This is a genomic window from Lentzea sp. NPDC058450, from assembly GCF_042721395.1.
Lineage (GTDB): Bacteria > Actinomycetota > Actinomycetes > Mycobacteriales > Pseudonocardiaceae > Lentzea.
The window spans coordinates 193,482-209,584 of record NZ_JBHXLO010000009.1 but is presented as its reverse complement, the minus strand read 5'-3'; the positions used below and the strand labels follow the sequence as shown (position 1 = coordinate 209,584).

At 68.8% G+C, this 16,103-nt stretch carries 12 protein-coding genes; 3 read left to right on the top strand and 9 right to left on the bottom strand.

The window, feature by feature from the left end; all coding sequences use genetic code 11:
• Positions 1 to 40: 40 nt before the first annotated feature.
• From ACFWNN_RS17240 to ACFWNN_RS17225, 4 genes are all read right to left on the bottom strand, one after another.
• Positions 41 to 2,920: a PQQ-dependent sugar dehydrogenase gene (locus tag ACFWNN_RS17240; protein WP_382440897.1), complete on the bottom strand. Its 2,880-nt coding sequence runs from the start codon at positions 2,918 to 2,920 to the stop codon at positions 41 to 43.
• Positions 2,921 to 2,988: 68 nt separating this feature from the next.
• The gene (locus tag ACFWNN_RS17235; protein WP_382440896.1) at positions 2,989 to 3,780 is read right to left on the bottom strand and encodes an ABC transporter ATP-binding protein; all 792 of its coding nucleotides are present in this window, start codon (positions 3,778 to 3,780) and stop codon (positions 2,989 to 2,991) included.
• On the bottom strand, positions 3,777 to 4,784 hold the full coding sequence (locus tag ACFWNN_RS17230) for an ABC transporter substrate-binding protein (RefSeq protein WP_382440895.1): 1,008 nt from the start codon (positions 4,782 to 4,784) through the stop codon (positions 3,777 to 3,779). The genes ACFWNN_RS17235 and ACFWNN_RS17230 overlap by 4 nt, the downstream gene beginning before the upstream one ends.
• A gap of 2 nt (positions 4,785 to 4,786) precedes the next feature.
• The gene (locus ACFWNN_RS17225) at positions 4,787 to 5,602 is read right to left on the bottom strand and encodes an ABC transporter permease (protein ID WP_382440894.1); all 816 of its coding nucleotides are present in this window, start codon (positions 5,600 to 5,602) and stop codon (positions 4,787 to 4,789) included.
• Between the two features lie 74 nt (positions 5,603 to 5,676).
• Here ACFWNN_RS17225 and ACFWNN_RS17220 point away from each other — a divergent pair, with 74 nt between their 5' ends.
• The gene (locus ACFWNN_RS17220; RefSeq protein WP_382440893.1) at positions 5,677 to 6,810 is read left to right on the top strand and encodes a mandelate racemase/muconate lactonizing enzyme family protein; all 1,134 of its coding nucleotides are present in this window, start codon (positions 5,677 to 5,679) and stop codon (positions 6,808 to 6,810) included.
• Here the strand turns inward: ACFWNN_RS17220 and ACFWNN_RS17215 are convergent.
• The 5 genes from ACFWNN_RS17215 to ACFWNN_RS17195 are packed head-to-tail and all read right to left on the bottom strand — an operon-like array spanning position 6,786 to position 11,522.
• Positions 6,786 to 7,478 carry a phytanoyl-CoA dioxygenase family protein gene (locus tag ACFWNN_RS17215; protein WP_382440892.1) on the bottom strand — a complete coding sequence of 231 codons (693 nt, stop codon included), beginning with the start codon at positions 7,476 to 7,478 and terminating at the stop codon, positions 6,786 to 6,788. The genes ACFWNN_RS17220 and ACFWNN_RS17215 overlap by 25 nt on opposite strands.
• Positions 7,479 to 7,482: 4 nt before the next feature.
• The gene (locus ACFWNN_RS17210; RefSeq protein ID WP_382440891.1) at positions 7,483 to 8,466 is read right to left on the bottom strand and encodes an ABC transporter ATP-binding protein; all 984 of its coding nucleotides are present in this window, start codon (positions 8,464 to 8,466) and stop codon (positions 7,483 to 7,485) included.
• Positions 8,466 to 9,287, bottom strand: coding sequence for an ABC transporter permease subunit (locus ACFWNN_RS17205; protein ID WP_382440890.1), 822 nt, complete (start codon positions 9,285 to 9,287; stop codon positions 8,466 to 8,468). The genes ACFWNN_RS17210 and ACFWNN_RS17205 overlap by 1 nt, the downstream gene beginning before the upstream one ends.
• Complete coding sequence (locus ACFWNN_RS17200) at positions 9,284 to 10,117, bottom strand: carbohydrate ABC transporter permease (RefSeq protein WP_382440889.1); 834 nt, start codon at positions 10,115 to 10,117, stop codon at positions 9,284 to 9,286. Before ACFWNN_RS17200 ends, ACFWNN_RS17205 begins: the two co-directional genes overlap by 4 nt.
• A gap of 25 nt (positions 10,118 to 10,142) precedes the next feature.
• A complete protein-coding gene (locus ACFWNN_RS17195) occupies positions 10,143 to 11,522 on the bottom strand; it encodes an extracellular solute-binding protein (RefSeq protein WP_382440888.1) in 1,380 nt (459 codons plus the stop codon).
• 483 nt (positions 11,523 to 12,005) lie between these two features.
• Between ACFWNN_RS17195 and ACFWNN_RS17190 the strand changes: the two genes are divergently transcribed.
• Positions 12,006 to 15,485, top strand: a complete 3,480-nt coding sequence (locus tag ACFWNN_RS17190; protein WP_382440887.1) for a BTAD domain-containing putative transcriptional regulator — start codon at positions 12,006 to 12,008, stop codon at positions 15,483 to 15,485.
• Between the two features lie 11 nt (positions 15,486 to 15,496).
• On the top strand, positions 15,497 to 16,090 hold the full coding sequence (locus ACFWNN_RS17185) for a GntR family transcriptional regulator (protein ID WP_382440886.1): 594 nt from the start codon (positions 15,497 to 15,499) through the stop codon (positions 16,088 to 16,090).
• Positions 16,091 to 16,103 lie beyond the last annotated feature (13 nt).

Here is a 16,103-nt window from a genome sequence, read left to right as displayed (position 1 = left end):
ATGCGGCGACCCTCGGGAATCTACCCAGCTAATAAGGTGGTTACAACCCCCGCACCCAGTCGTACTGCGCGCGCACCTCGTCAGAAGTCACCGCGCGGTCCAGGAACATCAGCCCGTCCAACCGGCAGTTGCACGCGTTGGCCTCGCGGTTGTTCTGCGGATGACTGCCGCCGATCTTGACGCCACGCGGAGCAGCGGCGGACGTGACGTCCGGCTCGGCCCCGCCGACGATCTTCCACGGATCACCGCTCACCGCGTAAGACCCCTCGACCGGACGGCCGTCGACGTACAGCCCGATCGTGCCGTTGTCGAAGTCGAACGTCCCGGCGAGGAACACCCACTTCCCCGGCGGCAGCAACGTCCTCCAGTCGGCCTTGGCCACGAAGAACTGCTTGTCGCCGCCGTCGAGCCGACGCCCCAGGGCGATCAGCCGCATCGCGCCGTCGTGGTTCTCCGCCTCCAGCAACGCCCGCGCGGCGTGGCCGTCGGAGTCGCCCGAGAGCACCCCGGCGAACCCGATCGCACTGTAGAGCCCGGACGTGCTCCGCGCAGGCGCCTCACCGGTGATCTTCACCCACGTCATGATCGACATGCCGCGCGCCTTGCCGAACGCCTTCATCGACGCGACCCCGGAGGAGCCGTACACGCCCGCCTTCCAGTCGTCGTTGCCCTTCACCCCGGGCCGCACCTGACGAACCTGGAGCGACGTCTGGGAGCCTGGGAACGCACCGTCCTGCACGCGCATGGCCGCGCCGCCGTTGACCAGCGTGATCGGCGTGCGCGAGTCGGGCCGCCCGAGGTCGTCCTCCTTCTTCGCGTCCGCGGCCGGGTGTTCGAAGTCGTAGCGGTTCACGACCGACGCGGCGATGCCCGGCGACACCTCGGACGCCGCCTGCGCCGAGACGGCCTGTCCGCTGATCCGCAGGTCGGCGACGCGGCCGATGTTGTCGAACGACCCGAACCCGACGCGACCGGACCGCACCACGGTGTTCGTCGCCGTCATCAACGGCTGCGACGACCCGTCCACGTGCACGGCGATCGCCCCGGTGTCCGCGCAGTGCGTCACCCGCACGTGGTGCCACTTCATGTCGGAGATGGCGGGCGCGGCCCCGACCGACCCGTTCCACTGGTCGTCGATGCGCACCCGGTCGGCGTTGTCCACCAGGAAGATCCCGTTGTGCGGGTAGATCTTGTTGTCCGACGACAGGTGCGCGTAGTAGAAGCGCGTGTCGGACTGGTACCCGAACACGATCACGACGTCACGTTCCTTCTGCGTGACCGGCGTGTCCAGCCGCACCTGGGCGTCCACGACGACGTTGCCGAACGAGGGCCCCTTCGTCACGACCGCGTACTCGTTGGGCCGCCGCGGACCGGGCCGCACCCCACCGGCCTTGGACAGCACGACCTCGGTGCCGGGGAACCGCCAGCGCAACGGCGTGACCGGCTTCCAGTCGGCCGCACGGGTCACGTCGCTGACGACGTCGCCACCAGCAGCACACGCCTGCGCCGTCTGCACGGTGCCGGTGACCTTCCAGATCTTGCCGTTCGCCTTGGCCAGCACGTAGAGCTCGCCGGCCGCGTCCGTGCCGAACCGCAGGTCGACGCGGCTCTTGCCGGCCAGCGACTGCATCGTCGTCCGCCTGCCCGCCGAGTCGTACACCGCGAGTTCGAACGTCCTGGCGATCGGCGCGCCGGCCCGCATGTCGCGTTCGTCGGCGTAGTACAGCAGGCCCTTCACGCCCTCGCCGTAGACGTACTTGCCCTGCAACGCGGGGATCGCGCTGCCCCGGTAGACGAACCCGCCGATCAGCGCGTTGCCGCTGTCCCCGCAGCCGCCACCGGGCCGGTTGTGGTCGAAGCCCGCGACCGGGTAGGTGTAGCCGTACTTCGCGTCGTCCGCGGGCAACGGGTAGAGCTGGCACTTCGGGTCGTTGCGGCGGTAGGTGAGGTGGCCTTCCCGTTGCCCCCAGCCGAGGTTCGCGCCGGGCTTGACCTCGTACACCGACTCGACGACCTTCTCGCCGATGTGGCCGAGGAGCATCTTGCGGGTGCCGCCGGTGTCCCAGCTGAAGCGGTACGGGTCGCGCATGCCGATCGCGTACAGCTCGGCCAGCGCGCCGGGCCTGCCCAGGAACGGGTTCGACGGCGGGATGCCGTACTTCCCGTTTCCGCTGTTGGTTCCGGCCGGGTCGATGCGCAGGATCTTGCCCTGCGGCACGGTGACGTCCTGCGGCACGTCCGAGCGGTAGCCGATGCCGCCGTCGCCCACGGCCAGGTACAGCAGCTCGTCCGGCCCGAAGCCGATCTCCTGGAACCCGTGCAGGTACTGGGCGAACCCGACGCGCAGCAACTCGCGGCGCGTGCCGGAGAAGGTCGCCGCCCGAGGGTTCGAAGCGGTCCACTCGGTGATCACGCCGTGCACCACGGAGTTCGGTGACGGCAGGTCTGGTTTGCGGTTCTTCAGCGCGTCCTTGGCCTCGGTGTGCGCGGTGTAGAACTTGCCGTTCGTGGCGAACTTCGGGTGGAACGCGACGAACCCGAACCCGCTGCCGAGTCCCTGGTGGTTGTGGAAGTTCGCGCCGATCGTCGTGCGCACGTCGAGGTACGTGCGCTGCCCGCTGCCGTCGCGCCCGAGGGTGTACAGCCTGCCGTTCATGTCCGGCACGAAGAACCGGCCGGAGCCGTCCGGAACTTCGCCGAGGTAGTTGATCCGGTTGTACTGCTTGAGCCTGCTGTCCCCGGCCTCGGGCGTGGTCGACGACTGCGGCAGGCGGGCGATCTCCTGCAGCCGCACGCCCGTGCCGGACGGCGCGGGGGCCGGGAGCGGATCGGTGACGGGACCGGGCTGGGCGGCCGCCTGGGGGACCAGGGTGGCCGCCGCCACGGCCAGCGCGGCCAGGACCGAGAGCGAGCGTTTCATCGCGCACCACCTCGTGGATCGGCTTGGGAAAGCGCTTACCACGCGGCGGCGAGCCAGACTCTACGCGCTCAGTCCTGACCTGTCACGGCTCCGAGCAGGTCGCGGATGCGGGCGGTGGCCGACGCGAACTCGGGGCGGGCCATCGTCGCCGAGTAGTCGCGTTCGGCCGGGAGGTCGACGTCGATGACCTCGTGCACGACCGCAGGCCTGCGGGTCAGCACGATCACCCGGTTCGCCAGGTACACCGACTCCGCGATCGAGTGCGTCACGAGCAGCACGGTCGTGCCGGTCTCCCGCCACACCCGGTGCAGCTCCACGTTCATCTGCTCGCGGGTCAACGCGTCCAAAGCGCCGAACGGTTCGTCCATCAGCAGCACGCGCGGCTGGTGCAGCAACGCACGGCACAACGCCACGCGCTGCTGCATGCCTCCGGACAACTCGTGCGGGAGAGCGTTCTCGAACCCGGACAACCCGGTCATCTCGATGAGCTCGTCCGCCCGCCTGGCCGCCTCGGCCGCGTTCATCCCGCGCATCTCGGCCTGCAACAGGATGTTCCTGCGTGCCGACCGCCACTCCAGGAGGGCGGCGCGCTGGAACACGAACCCGATGTCGTGCCGCGGCCCGCGCACCGGCTCGCCGAGCAGCGTCACCGAACCGGCCGACGGCGTCAACAGCCCCGACACCAGCTTCAGCAACGTCGACTTGCCGCAGCCGGACGGGCCGACGATGGACACGAACTCGCCCGGCGCGACGTCGAGCGAGACCCGGTCGATCGCGGTCACCTCCGTGCGCTTCGACTGGAAGCGCACGGAGACGTCGTTGATCGAGACGGTGGCGGCGGTCTCCACAGCGGTGCTCATCCCTTGGGTGCCACGCTTTCTTCCCAGTAGGCCGACGGCTCGGACGCTTCCTTGATGATGCCGGTCTTCTGGAAGGTGTCGATGGTCTTCTTCCAGTCGTCCACGGAGTTCACGCCCGGCGCCTTGTCCTTCGTGGCGTCGGTGTGCAGCAACGTGAGCGTGGTCTTGAACTGCTCCAGCACCACCGTCGGCGACGGCAGCTGCTCGGCCGCGCCCTTCATCGACTCGGCCGCGGCCTCCGGCGCCTTCTCGGCCGCCGTCCACGCCTCCTGCGTCGCCGCGACCATCTTCTTCACCAGCTCCGGGTCCTTCTGCAGCATGGACTTCGAGGTCAGCAGACCGTTGCTGAAGTAGTTCAGGCCGAACTCGGAGAACCGCAGGTAGCCGACGTCCTTGCCGGACTTCTCCTTGATCGTCGGCCCCTGGTCGGACGCGAACCCGAGCAGCACGTCCGTGCGGTTCGAGATGACCGCGGCCATCTTGCCCGCCGGGTCGATGTTCTGGATGGAGACGTCCGACTCCTGCATGCCGTTCTGCTTCAGGAACGCGGGGAACGTCTTCGTCAGCGCGTCCCCGGCCGTCGTGGCGACGGACTTGCCCTTGAGGTCCTCGGGCTTCTTGATGTTCTTGTCGGTGAAGAACTGCACGGACGCGGGCGTGGTCTGGAGGAACACGCCGATGCTCTTGGCGGGCACGCCCTGCTCGACGGCCGTGGCGAGCGCGGACGTGTCGGCCCAGCCGAAGTCCGTCTGCCCGGCCCCGGTCGCGGTGACCGTCTTGCCCGATCCCTGGCCCGCCTGGATCTTGAGCTTGATGCCGTGCTTCTCGTAAATGCCTTGCTGCACGCCGTAGTAGAACGGCGCGTGCTCGCCGTACGGGTACCAGTTGAGGGTCAGCGTGACGTCCTTGACCTCACCACCCGAGCTCGACGTCGTGCCGCCTCCCCCACCGCAGGCGGTGATCAGCAGCATCGCGGGCAACAGGCCTGCAAGCACTCTCTTCATCATCAGCCTTTCGCGAGAAGGGTTGTGACGGCGGCGCCACGCCGGCTGGCGTGCCACGGCAGCATCAGCTTTTCGGCGAGGTCGAGCAGCAGGAAGAGCACGACGCCGACCACGGAGATGACGATCAGGCCGGCGAACAGCATCGGGGTGTCCATGTTCCCGTTGGCCTGCAGGATCACGTAGCCGAGGCCTTCGTTGGAGCCGACGAACTCGCCGACCACGGCGCCGGTCACGGCGAGCGTGACCGCGACCTTCAACCCCGCGAACAGGTGCGGCAGCGCGGCGGGGAAGCGGATCTTCACGAACGTCTTCACCGGGCCGCCGCCCATCGTCGCGGCGAGTTCGAGCATCTCGGTGTCGACCGACTTCAGGCCGGTGACCGTGGAGATCACCACCGGGAAGAACGCCATCAGCACGGCCACGATCACCTTGGGCTCGAAGCCGAACCCGAGCCACACCACGAACAGCGGCGCGATCGCGATCTTCGGGATGACCTGCGCGAACAGCAGGATCGGGTACGCGGTGCTCTCGATCGTCCGCGAGTAGACCATCGCGACGGCCACCAGCACGCCGAGGACGCCCGCGATGACGAACCCGAGGATCGTCTCGTAGGTGGTCACCCACGTGTGGCCCGAGAGGTAGGACCACTTGTCCACCAGCAGGCCGAACGTCTTGGCGGGCGACGGCACGAGGTATGCCTCGACCAGCCCGGTGGCGGTGACGAGGTGCCAGATCGCGAGGCACGCGGCGAGCAGCGCGGCCGGACGCCACGTCCGTTCGACGACACCTCGCCAGCGATCTGCCTGAACTGTGCTCACGTAGCTCCCCTCCGTTGGAAAGCGCTTTCCCGTACGCTATGTCCGGTCCACTGACCGGTCAAGATGGAGGATCGATGCAGCTCGGCCTGACCGTCGAAGAAGTCGCCGTGCACGCGGTCGCCCTGCCCACGCTCCGTTCGTTCGGCGTGTCCGGCGGATCGGTCGCCGTCGCAGGTCATCCGAGCATCCGGATCCTCGTGAAGATCAGCGCGGGCGGGCTCTGCGGCTGGGGTGAGGCCACGCCGATTCCCGCCTGGACCTACGAGACCGCTGAATCGATTTATTGGACCGTCAAGCGCTACCTGGCGCCCGCGATCATCGGTCAGCCCGTCTGGCAGCTGGACGGCATCAGCCGGATCTTCGACCGCACGATCAACCGCGGGTTCTCGATCGGCGCGCCTCTCGCCAAGTGCGCTGTCGACGTGGCGCTGCACGACCTGATCGGCCGCGCGCTGGACGTCCCGATCGGCGTCCTGTGGGGCCAGCGCAGGCACGAGGAGGTCGAGCTCGCGTGGATCGTCTCCGGCCAAACGCCCGCCGAGGTGGCCGAGTGCGTCGCGGAGGGCGTCGAGCACGGCTACCGCTCGTTCAAGGTGAAGATCGGCCTGCACGACGAACGCACGGACCTCGGCGTGGTGCACGCCGTCCGCGAGGCGGCCCCGGACGCGCCGTTGTGGGTGGACGCGAACCAGGCCTACACCGTCGACGAGGCGCTGAGAATCGCCGCGAAACTCCAGCCCTACGACGTGTTCGCGTTCGAGCAGCCCCTGCCGGCCAACGACGTGGCGGGCCAGCGCCGTCTCCGTGCCGCCTCTCCCCTGCCCGTGGCGCTGGACGAAAGCCTCCGGCACCCCACCGACCTGGCGACGTTCGTCAAGCTCGACGCGATCGACGTGGCGGTGGCGAAGGTGCAACGCTCCGGCGGCCTGACGCTGTCGCACCGCCTGTGCCAGCTGGCCGAGGACTGCGGCGTCCGGCTGCTGGGCTCGGGCCTGACCGACTCGGACGTCGGCCTCGCCGCCTCCCTGCACCTGTTCAGCGCGCACGGCATCGGCGGCCCGGCCGACCTCAACGGCCGCCAGTTCATCGCCTCGCCCTACGCCTCCGGCATCAAGGTCGCGAACGGCATCGCCCAGGTCCCGTCCGGGCCGGGACTCGGCGTCGAGGTGGACGAGTCGGTGGTTCAGGAGCTCTCGGTCGAGCTGTAGGTGTTGCCGGCGTGGTCACGGCCGCGGGCGAGGTAGATCTTGTGGTTGTCCGCCTTCAGGAACCGGACGGTCGTGGGCATGTACCGCATGGTGTAGCCGCAGCGCCTCAGCGTGCTGCGGTTGGGCGGACTTCCGTGCACGAGCATGGCCGAGTGCACGCTGCACGCCCCGCGTTCGAGCTCGACGTCGACCGCTCGTGACTCGTCGACCGCCGTCTCCTGGTTGAAGAACGAGTCGGCCGTCCCCGTGTGCTCGGCAGCGGCGAGGTGGCTACCGGGAATGACCCGCAGGCACCCGTTCTCGACGGTCGACGGGTCGATCGCGAGCCACACCGTGACCGCGTCCCCGGCCGGTTCGATGCTGTCCCGCCAGAAGTGCGCGTCCTGGTGCCACGGCACCGGTTTCCCGTCGCCCGCCGGCTTGCAGATGAAGTGCGACGAGAACAACGCGATGTCCGGCCCGATCAGCGACTCCACCAGGTCGAGCACGTCGGCGTCCAGCAACCACTCGAACAGGGCCGGGTCGGTGAGGTGCGGCACGTCCATGTGCTCGGGCCGTTGGCCCTCCGGCAAGGCCGCGAGCTTCGCCTCGAAGTGCGCAGCCAGCGCCTCGAACCTCGCCGGCGCCAGCAGACTCGCGTGCGTCTCGTAACCGTCGGTCTGGAACATCGCGTCACCTCACGAGTAGGCCGGTCTCCTTGTCGTACCGCAGAACGCGGGCATCGGGCGCGTCCACCGTCACCACCGTGCCGACGGCGGGTTCCTCGTCCTCGGGCACGACGTACCCGATCTGGTCCTCACCGCAGTCCAGCGTCACCAGCGACGTGACGCCGAGGTTCTCCACAATGGACACCACGCCGTTGAACAGCCCTTCCCGCGCGGGCGACAGGTACTCGGGACGCACACCGATGATCTCCTCGCCGCGCGGCACCAGGTTCATGGGCGTGGAGCCGATGAAGTTGGCGACGAACGTGTCCGCGGGCCGCTGGAACACCTCGCGCGGCGTGCCGAGCTGCCTGATCCGGCCGGCGTCCATCACCGCGATCCGGTCGGCCAGCGCCAGCGCCTCGGCCTGGTCGTGCGTCACGAACACCGTCGTCAGCGCCAGCTCCCGTTGCAGCTGCTTGAGGAACGTCCGCGCCTCCAGTCGCAACCGGGCGTCCAGATTGGACAACGGCTCGTCCAGCAACAGCACCTCGGCCGACGCCGCGACCGCCCGCGCGAGCGCCGCCCGTTGCTGCTGCCCGCCGGAGAGCTGCCCGGGCCGTCGATCGAGCAACTCCCCCAGGCTCAGCCCGGCGGCCGTCCGCACCGCCGTCTCCTGCTGCACGGCCTTCGGCGCACCCCTCACCCGCAACGGGTAGGCGATGTTCTCCGAGACCGTCATGTGCGGGAACAGCGCGTAGTCCTGGAACACCATCGCCACCCGCCGCTCGCCGGGCTGGACCCGCGTGACGTCCCGTTCGCCGATCGCCACGGCCCCGGCGGTGGCGGCCTCCAGCCCGGCGATGGTGCGCAGCAACGTCGTCTTCCCGCACCCGGACGGCCCGAGCAGGGCGAACAGCTCGCCGTCGGCGATCTCCAGGTCCAGCGAGTCCACCGCGCGCACCCCGTTCGGGTACACGGTGGACAGTTCCTCGACAGTGATGCCCGCCATCAGCTCTTGATGCCTCCGTGGAATCGGAACCCGTACCGCTTGCTCACGAACAGGTAGAGCACGACCACCGGAATCGAGTACAGCAACGAGAACACCGGGATCACCGTCAGGTTGGCGCTGCCGCCCTCGTCGTACAGCGTCCGCAACAACACCGCCGCCGGCTGCTGCCCGACGTCGCGCAACAGCAGGAACGGCAGCAGGAAGTTGCCCCAGGCGTTGACGAACGCCCACACGAAGATCGTCGCCACCCCATGCCGCGCGACCGGCAGCACCACGTGGCTCAGCACCTGCCGCGGCGAGGCCCCGAACACCCGTGCCGACTCCTCGTACGACCGCGGCACGGCGTCCATGAAGTCCTTGAGGATGAAGATCGCGGCGGGCAGCATCCCGCCCGCGATCACCAGCGCCGTCCCGAACTGCGAGTTGATCAGCCCGAGCTGCAGCATCATCACGAAGATCGGCACCATCGCCGCCGTCCCCGTGACCACCGACGACAACAGCAACAGCAGGTACAGCAGCAGATCCCTCCCAGGAATCCGCACCCGTGACAACGCATAAGCCGCCAACGCCGCGAGCACCGTCGTCACCACGGTCGCGACCACGCACAACACCAGCGAGTTGACCAGCGACGACACCGCGTACGGGTGCTCGAACGTCGTCACGACGTTGCGCAACGTCCAGTCCGGCCACCGCAGCCCGAGCCCGGGCTTCTCGTCGAACGGCGCCGACGCCAGCCACAGCATCGGCACCGCGAAGAACGCCAGCACCACCGCGACCAGCACGTAGAAGCCGATCCGCCGCACGATCCACAGAGGACTCACGCGCGCCTCCGCAGCAACCGCAGGTACACCAGCGCGACCACCAGGTTCCCGACCAGCAACAACATCGACATCGCCGACGCGTACCCGAGCTGCCCGCCCTCCAGCGCCTGCCGGTAGATCAGCACCGGCAACACCTCGGACTGGTGGTTCGGCCCGCCCGAAGTCAGCAGGAACGGCGTGAAGTCGTTGGCCGTCCACAGGCTGATCAGCAACGTGTTCGTCAGCACGTGCCCCCGGATGTGCGGGAACACCACGTCCCGCACCGTCTGCCACCCGGACGCCCCCACCAGCCGCGCGGTCTCCAGCTGCGACGGCGGCACGGCGGCCAGCGCCGAGGTGTAGAGCAGCATCGAGAACGCCGTGCCGCGCCACACGTTGAAGATGATCAGGCTGGTCATCGGGTACTCGACCAGCCACGACGTCCGCGGCGACCCGAGCAGCAACCCGAGCGTCCCGGTGTCGCGGCTCAGCACCGCGAACCACAGGAACGCCACCACCGTGCTGGGCAGGATCCACGACAGCAGCACCAGCCCTTCGGCCGTGCGCCGCAACCACGGACTGACCGACCGCAACAGCCACGCCAGCCCGAACCCGAGCACGTTCTGCCCGATCACCGCCGAGAACAGCACGAACAACGCCGTCAGCCACACCGAGTTGGTGAACAGCGGATCCCGCACCGCTTCAACGAGGTTGTCGACACCGACGACCCGCGGGTTGGCCGCGGCGGCCCCGGTCAGCTGGTAGTTCGTGATCCCGATGTAGAGCGTCCACAGCGCGGGAAAGACCAGAAACACCCCGATCAGCACCAGCGCGGGCGCGACAAAACCCACCGCGCGCCGGACACCCAACCCGGCGCTATCCAACGTTCTGCTCGCCGACCGCCTTCACCAACGCCTCCCGATAGGCCTTCGCCGCGTCGTCCGGACTCCTCCCGGACACCACGTCCGCCGTGGCCTGCTGCAACGCCGCCGACACCTTCGGGTAGTCCGCCACCCCGGGCCGGTACCGGGTGATCGGCAGAACCTTCTCCGCGATGAACGACAACATCGGGTCACCCCCGAGCACCTGGTCGTTCACGTCCTGCCGCTGCGTCAGCTGGGCGGTCCCCGCCAAAGACTCCTTGACCGCCTCCGCAGAATTCAGGAACTGCATGAACTCCCAGGCCTGCCGCGGATACTGCGTGTTGGGGTTGATCACCCGCACCCCACCCCCGGACATGCTCACGAAGTCCTGCCCACCCACCCCGGCCCCAACAGCCTTGGCCGGCACCAACGCCCACCCGACGGCCGAGTCCCGATCGGCCATCTTCGCCACCCCGTTGACCGGCTCGACGACCGACCGCCAGAAGTAGTCGCTCTCCAGCAGGATCCCGATCTTGTTCTCGCTGAACAACGTGAACGACCGCTGCCGCCCGTTCGCCTCCTGCTGCAACACGGGATCCCCGAGCCCACCACCGTAAATCTTCTGGTACAGCCCCAGCACGTCCCGAACCTGAGCAGAATCCCCCTGCCACTTCCCGTTCTCGTACACCGGCTTCCCAGTCCCGACGAGCGCGGGCAACACCCCCTGCATCGTCGTCGCCTCGCCCATGGCAGACCCGGCGTTGAGCTGAATCGGCGTTACCCCCGGAACGGCCTTCAGCTTCGCGCCCGCGTCGAGCACGTCCTGCCACGACCTGGGCTGCCACCCGCTCGGCAACCCGGCCTGAGCGAACAACTTCTTGTTGAAGAACAACACCCGCCCATCCGTCCCCATGGGCACCCCGTACCGCTTGCCTTCAAACTCCCCCAGCCCCTGCACGGCCTTGGGAATCTGCCCCCACCCATCCCACTCCGCATCTCCCACAACCTCGTCCAACGGCTTGATCTGCCCGGCCTGAGCGAACTCCCCGAGCCAGATCCCGTCGATCTCGACGACGTCCCCACCACCACCGGTCTTCAAATCCAGCGCGACCTTGGTCTTGAAGTCCTCGTCCCCGGTGCCGTTCTGCTCGAACTTCACCGTCGCCGCCACACCCTTGGCCTTCTGCAACTCCACGAACCGGGGTATCACCCAGTTCTGGATCCAGTTGGCCCCACGAGCGTTCTTCCCACCCACCGCCGCATTGGCCACGATCGTGAGCGTGAACTCCTTGGCGTCCGCGTTTCGAGCCTGATCGCCACCCGACGTCTGCCCCAGACACCCGGCCAACAGCCCGCACACCACCAGCAGCCCGAACACCTTTGTTCGCCCCATGCTCCCAACCTGGCACTGGTTCATCTGGCCCACAAGAGGCAAGCAGGCAAAGCACGCAACCGCAGTCGTCAACGCAACCCAAGCACGCACGCAGGCCAGGCGCGCGCTCTCAACCGGCAGCCGTCAACGCAAAGCCAACCACCTACGAAACCTGGCACGCGAAGCCGAAGGCGAGCCCGAACGGGCTGATGCCCGCCACAGAGCCGGTTACGCCGCTCAAGGCGATTGGGGCTTGACTTTGGGTGCGAGGTGCTAGCTTCTCGAGCTCGGCCGGGCGCTTTTCAGCCCGGCCTTTTCCGGCCGACCAGCACGTCGCAAGGGCCCCGAAGTCAAGCCCCAATCGCACACCCCAGGTCTTTCGTCGAGACCCACGCAACCAACCCTCGCAACCGCAGCCCGACCAACAAAACGCAACCAACCCCGCTGGAACAGGAACCACAGCAACGCAACCGGCACCCGCACACGCGGTATGGTCCAAACGACATGCCCATAGAGTTCGCGGTGCTAGGTCCCCTGCAAGTGCGCGTGGACGGCCACGAGCACCACCTCGGCGGCTTCACCCGCCGAGCCACCCTGGCCTACCTCCTCCTCCACCCGAACCACACAGTCTCGATCAGCGACCTGACCAACGCCCTCTGGCCAACAGACCACCCCAGAACCGCCCGCGGCATCCTCCTCAACGCAGTCTCAGCCCTCCGCAAAGCCGGCATCCCCATCACCACCCGCAAACCCGGCTACCAACTGCAGATCGACCCGGACCACCTGGACCTGCACAGGTTCCGCACCGCACTGAACCAAGCGACCAAAGCCGCCCCAGACCAGGCAGCGACAATCCTGCGGAACGCCCTGACCCTGTGGCGCGGCCCGGTACTGGCAGACCTGGTCGCGGAAGGCATCACCTGGCCCGCCCTCACCAAAATCACCGAACTCCACGACCAGGCCACAGAAGACCGCTACGAGGCCGAACTGGCCGCAGGCCGCCACCGCGAGGTCACCGCAGACCTGGAAGCCCTGGCGAAAACCCACCCGACCAGGGAACGCGTCCAAACCCTCCTGATGCTCGCCCTCTACCGCTCCGGCCGCCAAACAGACGCCCTGGCCACCGCCAGAACGACCCGCCACCACCTGGCCACCGAACTGGGCGTGGACCCCGGCCAGGACCTGGTCCGCCTGGAACAGGCCATCCTCACCCAGGACCCGGCCCTGTCCGCACCACCCCGAACCACCCTGACCGTCCAGGAACGCAAGAAGATCAGCGTCCTCGCGATCCGCCTCGACCTCCCCGGCACCGACGAGGCGGCCGACGAACACCTGGCCACCACCGCGGCCGAGGTCCGAGCACGGACAGAAGCGCTGGGCGGCACGACCATCACCACCCTCGGCTCGACCATCTGCGCGGCGTTCGGCGCACCGAGAAACCGCGAGGACGACGCACAACGGGCCACCCGAGCGGCCCTGGAGATCACCGGCACCCACCCGGCCGCGGCCGCGGTCGCCACCGGCCCGGCCCTGGTCACGTCGGGCGACGAGGTGACGGTCAGCGGCACGGTGCTGGACGCCGCCACGAACCTGCTGACCCAGACGAAGACGGGCGAGGTCAGCACCTGCCCGGTCACGACCAGGGCCACCACCCCGACCGGAGACGACACCCCGTTCATCGGCCGCACGACAGAACTCGAGAAACTCCAGCACGCCTACGAGCAGGTGACCAGAACAGGCCACCCCAGGGTGATCACCGTGCTGGGCGAGCCGGGCACCGGCAAGACCAGGCTCGTCAGGGAGTTCACCACCGGCAAGCGCACGCTGACCGGCCGCACCCCCGCGTTCGCCGGCAACGACACCTTCGCCCCGCTGGCCGACGTGGTCCGCGCCCACGCGGGAATCCTGGACACCGATGACGCCGGCACGGTCACCGAGAAGATCCAGGCCATCGACGGAGACCCGTGGCTGACCACCCAGCTCAAAGCGCTGGTGGGCGTCGGCCCGCAGGGCAACGACGTGCTGACCGCGTGGCGGCGCCTGGTCGAGCACCTCGCGGACGAACCGCTCACCCTCGTCATCGAGGACGTCCACTGGGCGGACGACCTGGTCACGGACTTCCTCCACGACCTGGCGACCACGACCGTCCCGCTGCTCGTCCTCCTCACCACCCGCCCGAACCACCGAACACGAACGGACACCCTCCCGCTGCACCCTCTGTCCGAAGAGGACACGGCCGAACTCCTGACGGCACTGGCGAAGCATCACCACGTCGACGCCGACCTCACCGAACTCGAACACCGCGCCCAGGGCAACCCGCTGTTCGCCGCCGAGTACGTGCGCATGCTCAGGGACGGCGCGCCGGAGGCCCTGCCGGAGACGGTGCAGAACGTCATCGGCGCGCGGCTCGACTCGTTGCCCCAGCTCGAGAGGTCGGTGTTGCAGGACGCGGCGGTGATCGGCGAGACCGTGTGGCCCGGCGTCGTCGCGGCCGTCGCCGACCGCGACCGGACGGAGATCACCCGGTGCCTGGAGATCCTGACGCAACGGGACTTCCTGCGCCGCAACAGCACGAGCAACGTGGCCGGGGAGGCCGAGTACGCGTTCAGCCACGTGCTGGTGCGCGACGTCGCCTACGACCGGGTGCCGCGCGGCACCAAGGCGATGAAGCACTACCACGCGGCGGAGTGGGTGCGGTCGTTGCCGTTGGAGCACGTTCCGCTTCTCGCGCACCACTTCCAGGAAGCGGTGTGGATAGCCGAGGCGTCCGGACGGCCGTGCGACATCATGGGCGCCAAGGCCAGAACCGCCCTCACCGACGCGGGCCGCAGGGCCACCAACCTGGCCGCGCGGGAGACCGCGATCCGCTGCTACCGCGCGGCTCTGGCCGTGTGCCCGGACGGTCACCCGGACACCGCCGAACTCCTCACGCTGCTCGGCTCCTGCCTCGCCCAGACCGGTGACGGCACAGCGGAACTGGCCAGGGCGATCGAACTCCACACAACAACGAACAACTTCGCGGGCGCGGCGCAGGCGGCGAGGGCGTCCTGGCGCTCCGCCTGGCACCGCGGCGACCACGAAGCGGCCCGGCACCACCTGGACCAGGCGATCGAGTTCCTCGACTCGGCACCGGCCCACGACGTCCAGGCGTACGTCGCGCACGCCCTGACGCTCACCGACAGGCTCGCCGAGGCCATCACAGCGGCGGAAAGCGCGCTACAAGGGGCGAAGAACATCGAACGGGCCATCGCGCTGGAGGCCAGAGGCCTGGCCAGGGTGAAGCAGGGACACCTCGACGGGTTCGACGACCTGCGCCAGGCCGTGACCGAACGCGAACGAGCCGGCATCTCCACCGGGCTCTGCCTGTTCAACACGAGCACCGCCCACACCACCATCGGCGACGCGAAGGCACGGCAGCAGGCCAGAGCCGAGGCGCGCGCGGCGGCCCTCCGCCACGGCGACCAGGACACGCTCGCCTGGTTGACCGCGTCCAGCTACGTGGAACTGTTCTGGGACAAGCGCTACACCGAAGCCCTGAAGGTCCTGGAGAACCCGGCCCACTCCCACCTCCTCGCCGCCCGCGGCCGCATCCGCCTGCTGACCGGCGACCTCGACGGCGCGAAGCAGGACGCCGCCACCGCACTGGCGGCGGCCAGGACCACCGGCATCCCGACCGACCTGCACCATCCGCTGACCCTCACCGCCAGGATCGCCCTGCACACCGGCGAGAAGCCCGACACGAGCGAGCTGGTGACCGTGCTCCAGGGCCACCAGATCACCGGCCTGATCGGCGTGGACCTGCCGGTCGTCCTGGCCGCCACCGGCCACACCGCCGACTCCCTCGCCACCGTCTCCTGGTCGCGCTGGAAGGACGCCGCCGTCGCCCATCTGAGCGGTGACAAGGCCACGGCCAAACGCATCTACCAGGAGATCGGCTCCCGCCCCGACGCCGACGATGAGTCGCTGGTTATCGCACGGCCATAACGTCGGGAAACGTGCCCATCCCCCGCTACTACCAGGCCAAGGCCACGCTGCTGGACCTGCTGGACGGCCTGCCGGGCCACACCCCGTTCCCACCCGAACGCGCACTCTCGGACCTGCTCAGGATGTCCAGGAGCACGATCCGCAAGGCCCTGGACGAACTCGTGCTGGAAGGCCGGCTGCTGCGAGGCACCGGACGCCAGGGCACCACGGTCGCGCCACGGCGACAGCCCCTCCGCGTCACCCTGCACGCACTGCTCCAGGACCAGATCCCGAGCGAACGCACCACGACGAGAACGACGAACGACATGACCACCACCGAGTCGGTCCTGGTCCACCTCGACGACCCGATCGGCGTCCGCCAGACCCACCTCAGCGCCGCCACCGGCCGCCTCCGCCAGAGCGAACCGTGGTGCACCACCACCTTGGCCACCCCGCGCGCGGCGAGCCTGCTGCACGTCCGCCCCGCCACCCCGTTGCTGGCCGTCGCCTGGCTCGGCCACGACCCGAGAGGCGTGCTCAGGGAGAGGTCCCGCGTCGTCCTGCGCAGCGACCGCGTCCACCTCGCGCTGCAAGTCCAGGGATCCGACCAGTTCCGCGCCGGATAGCGTCGTGGCCCGA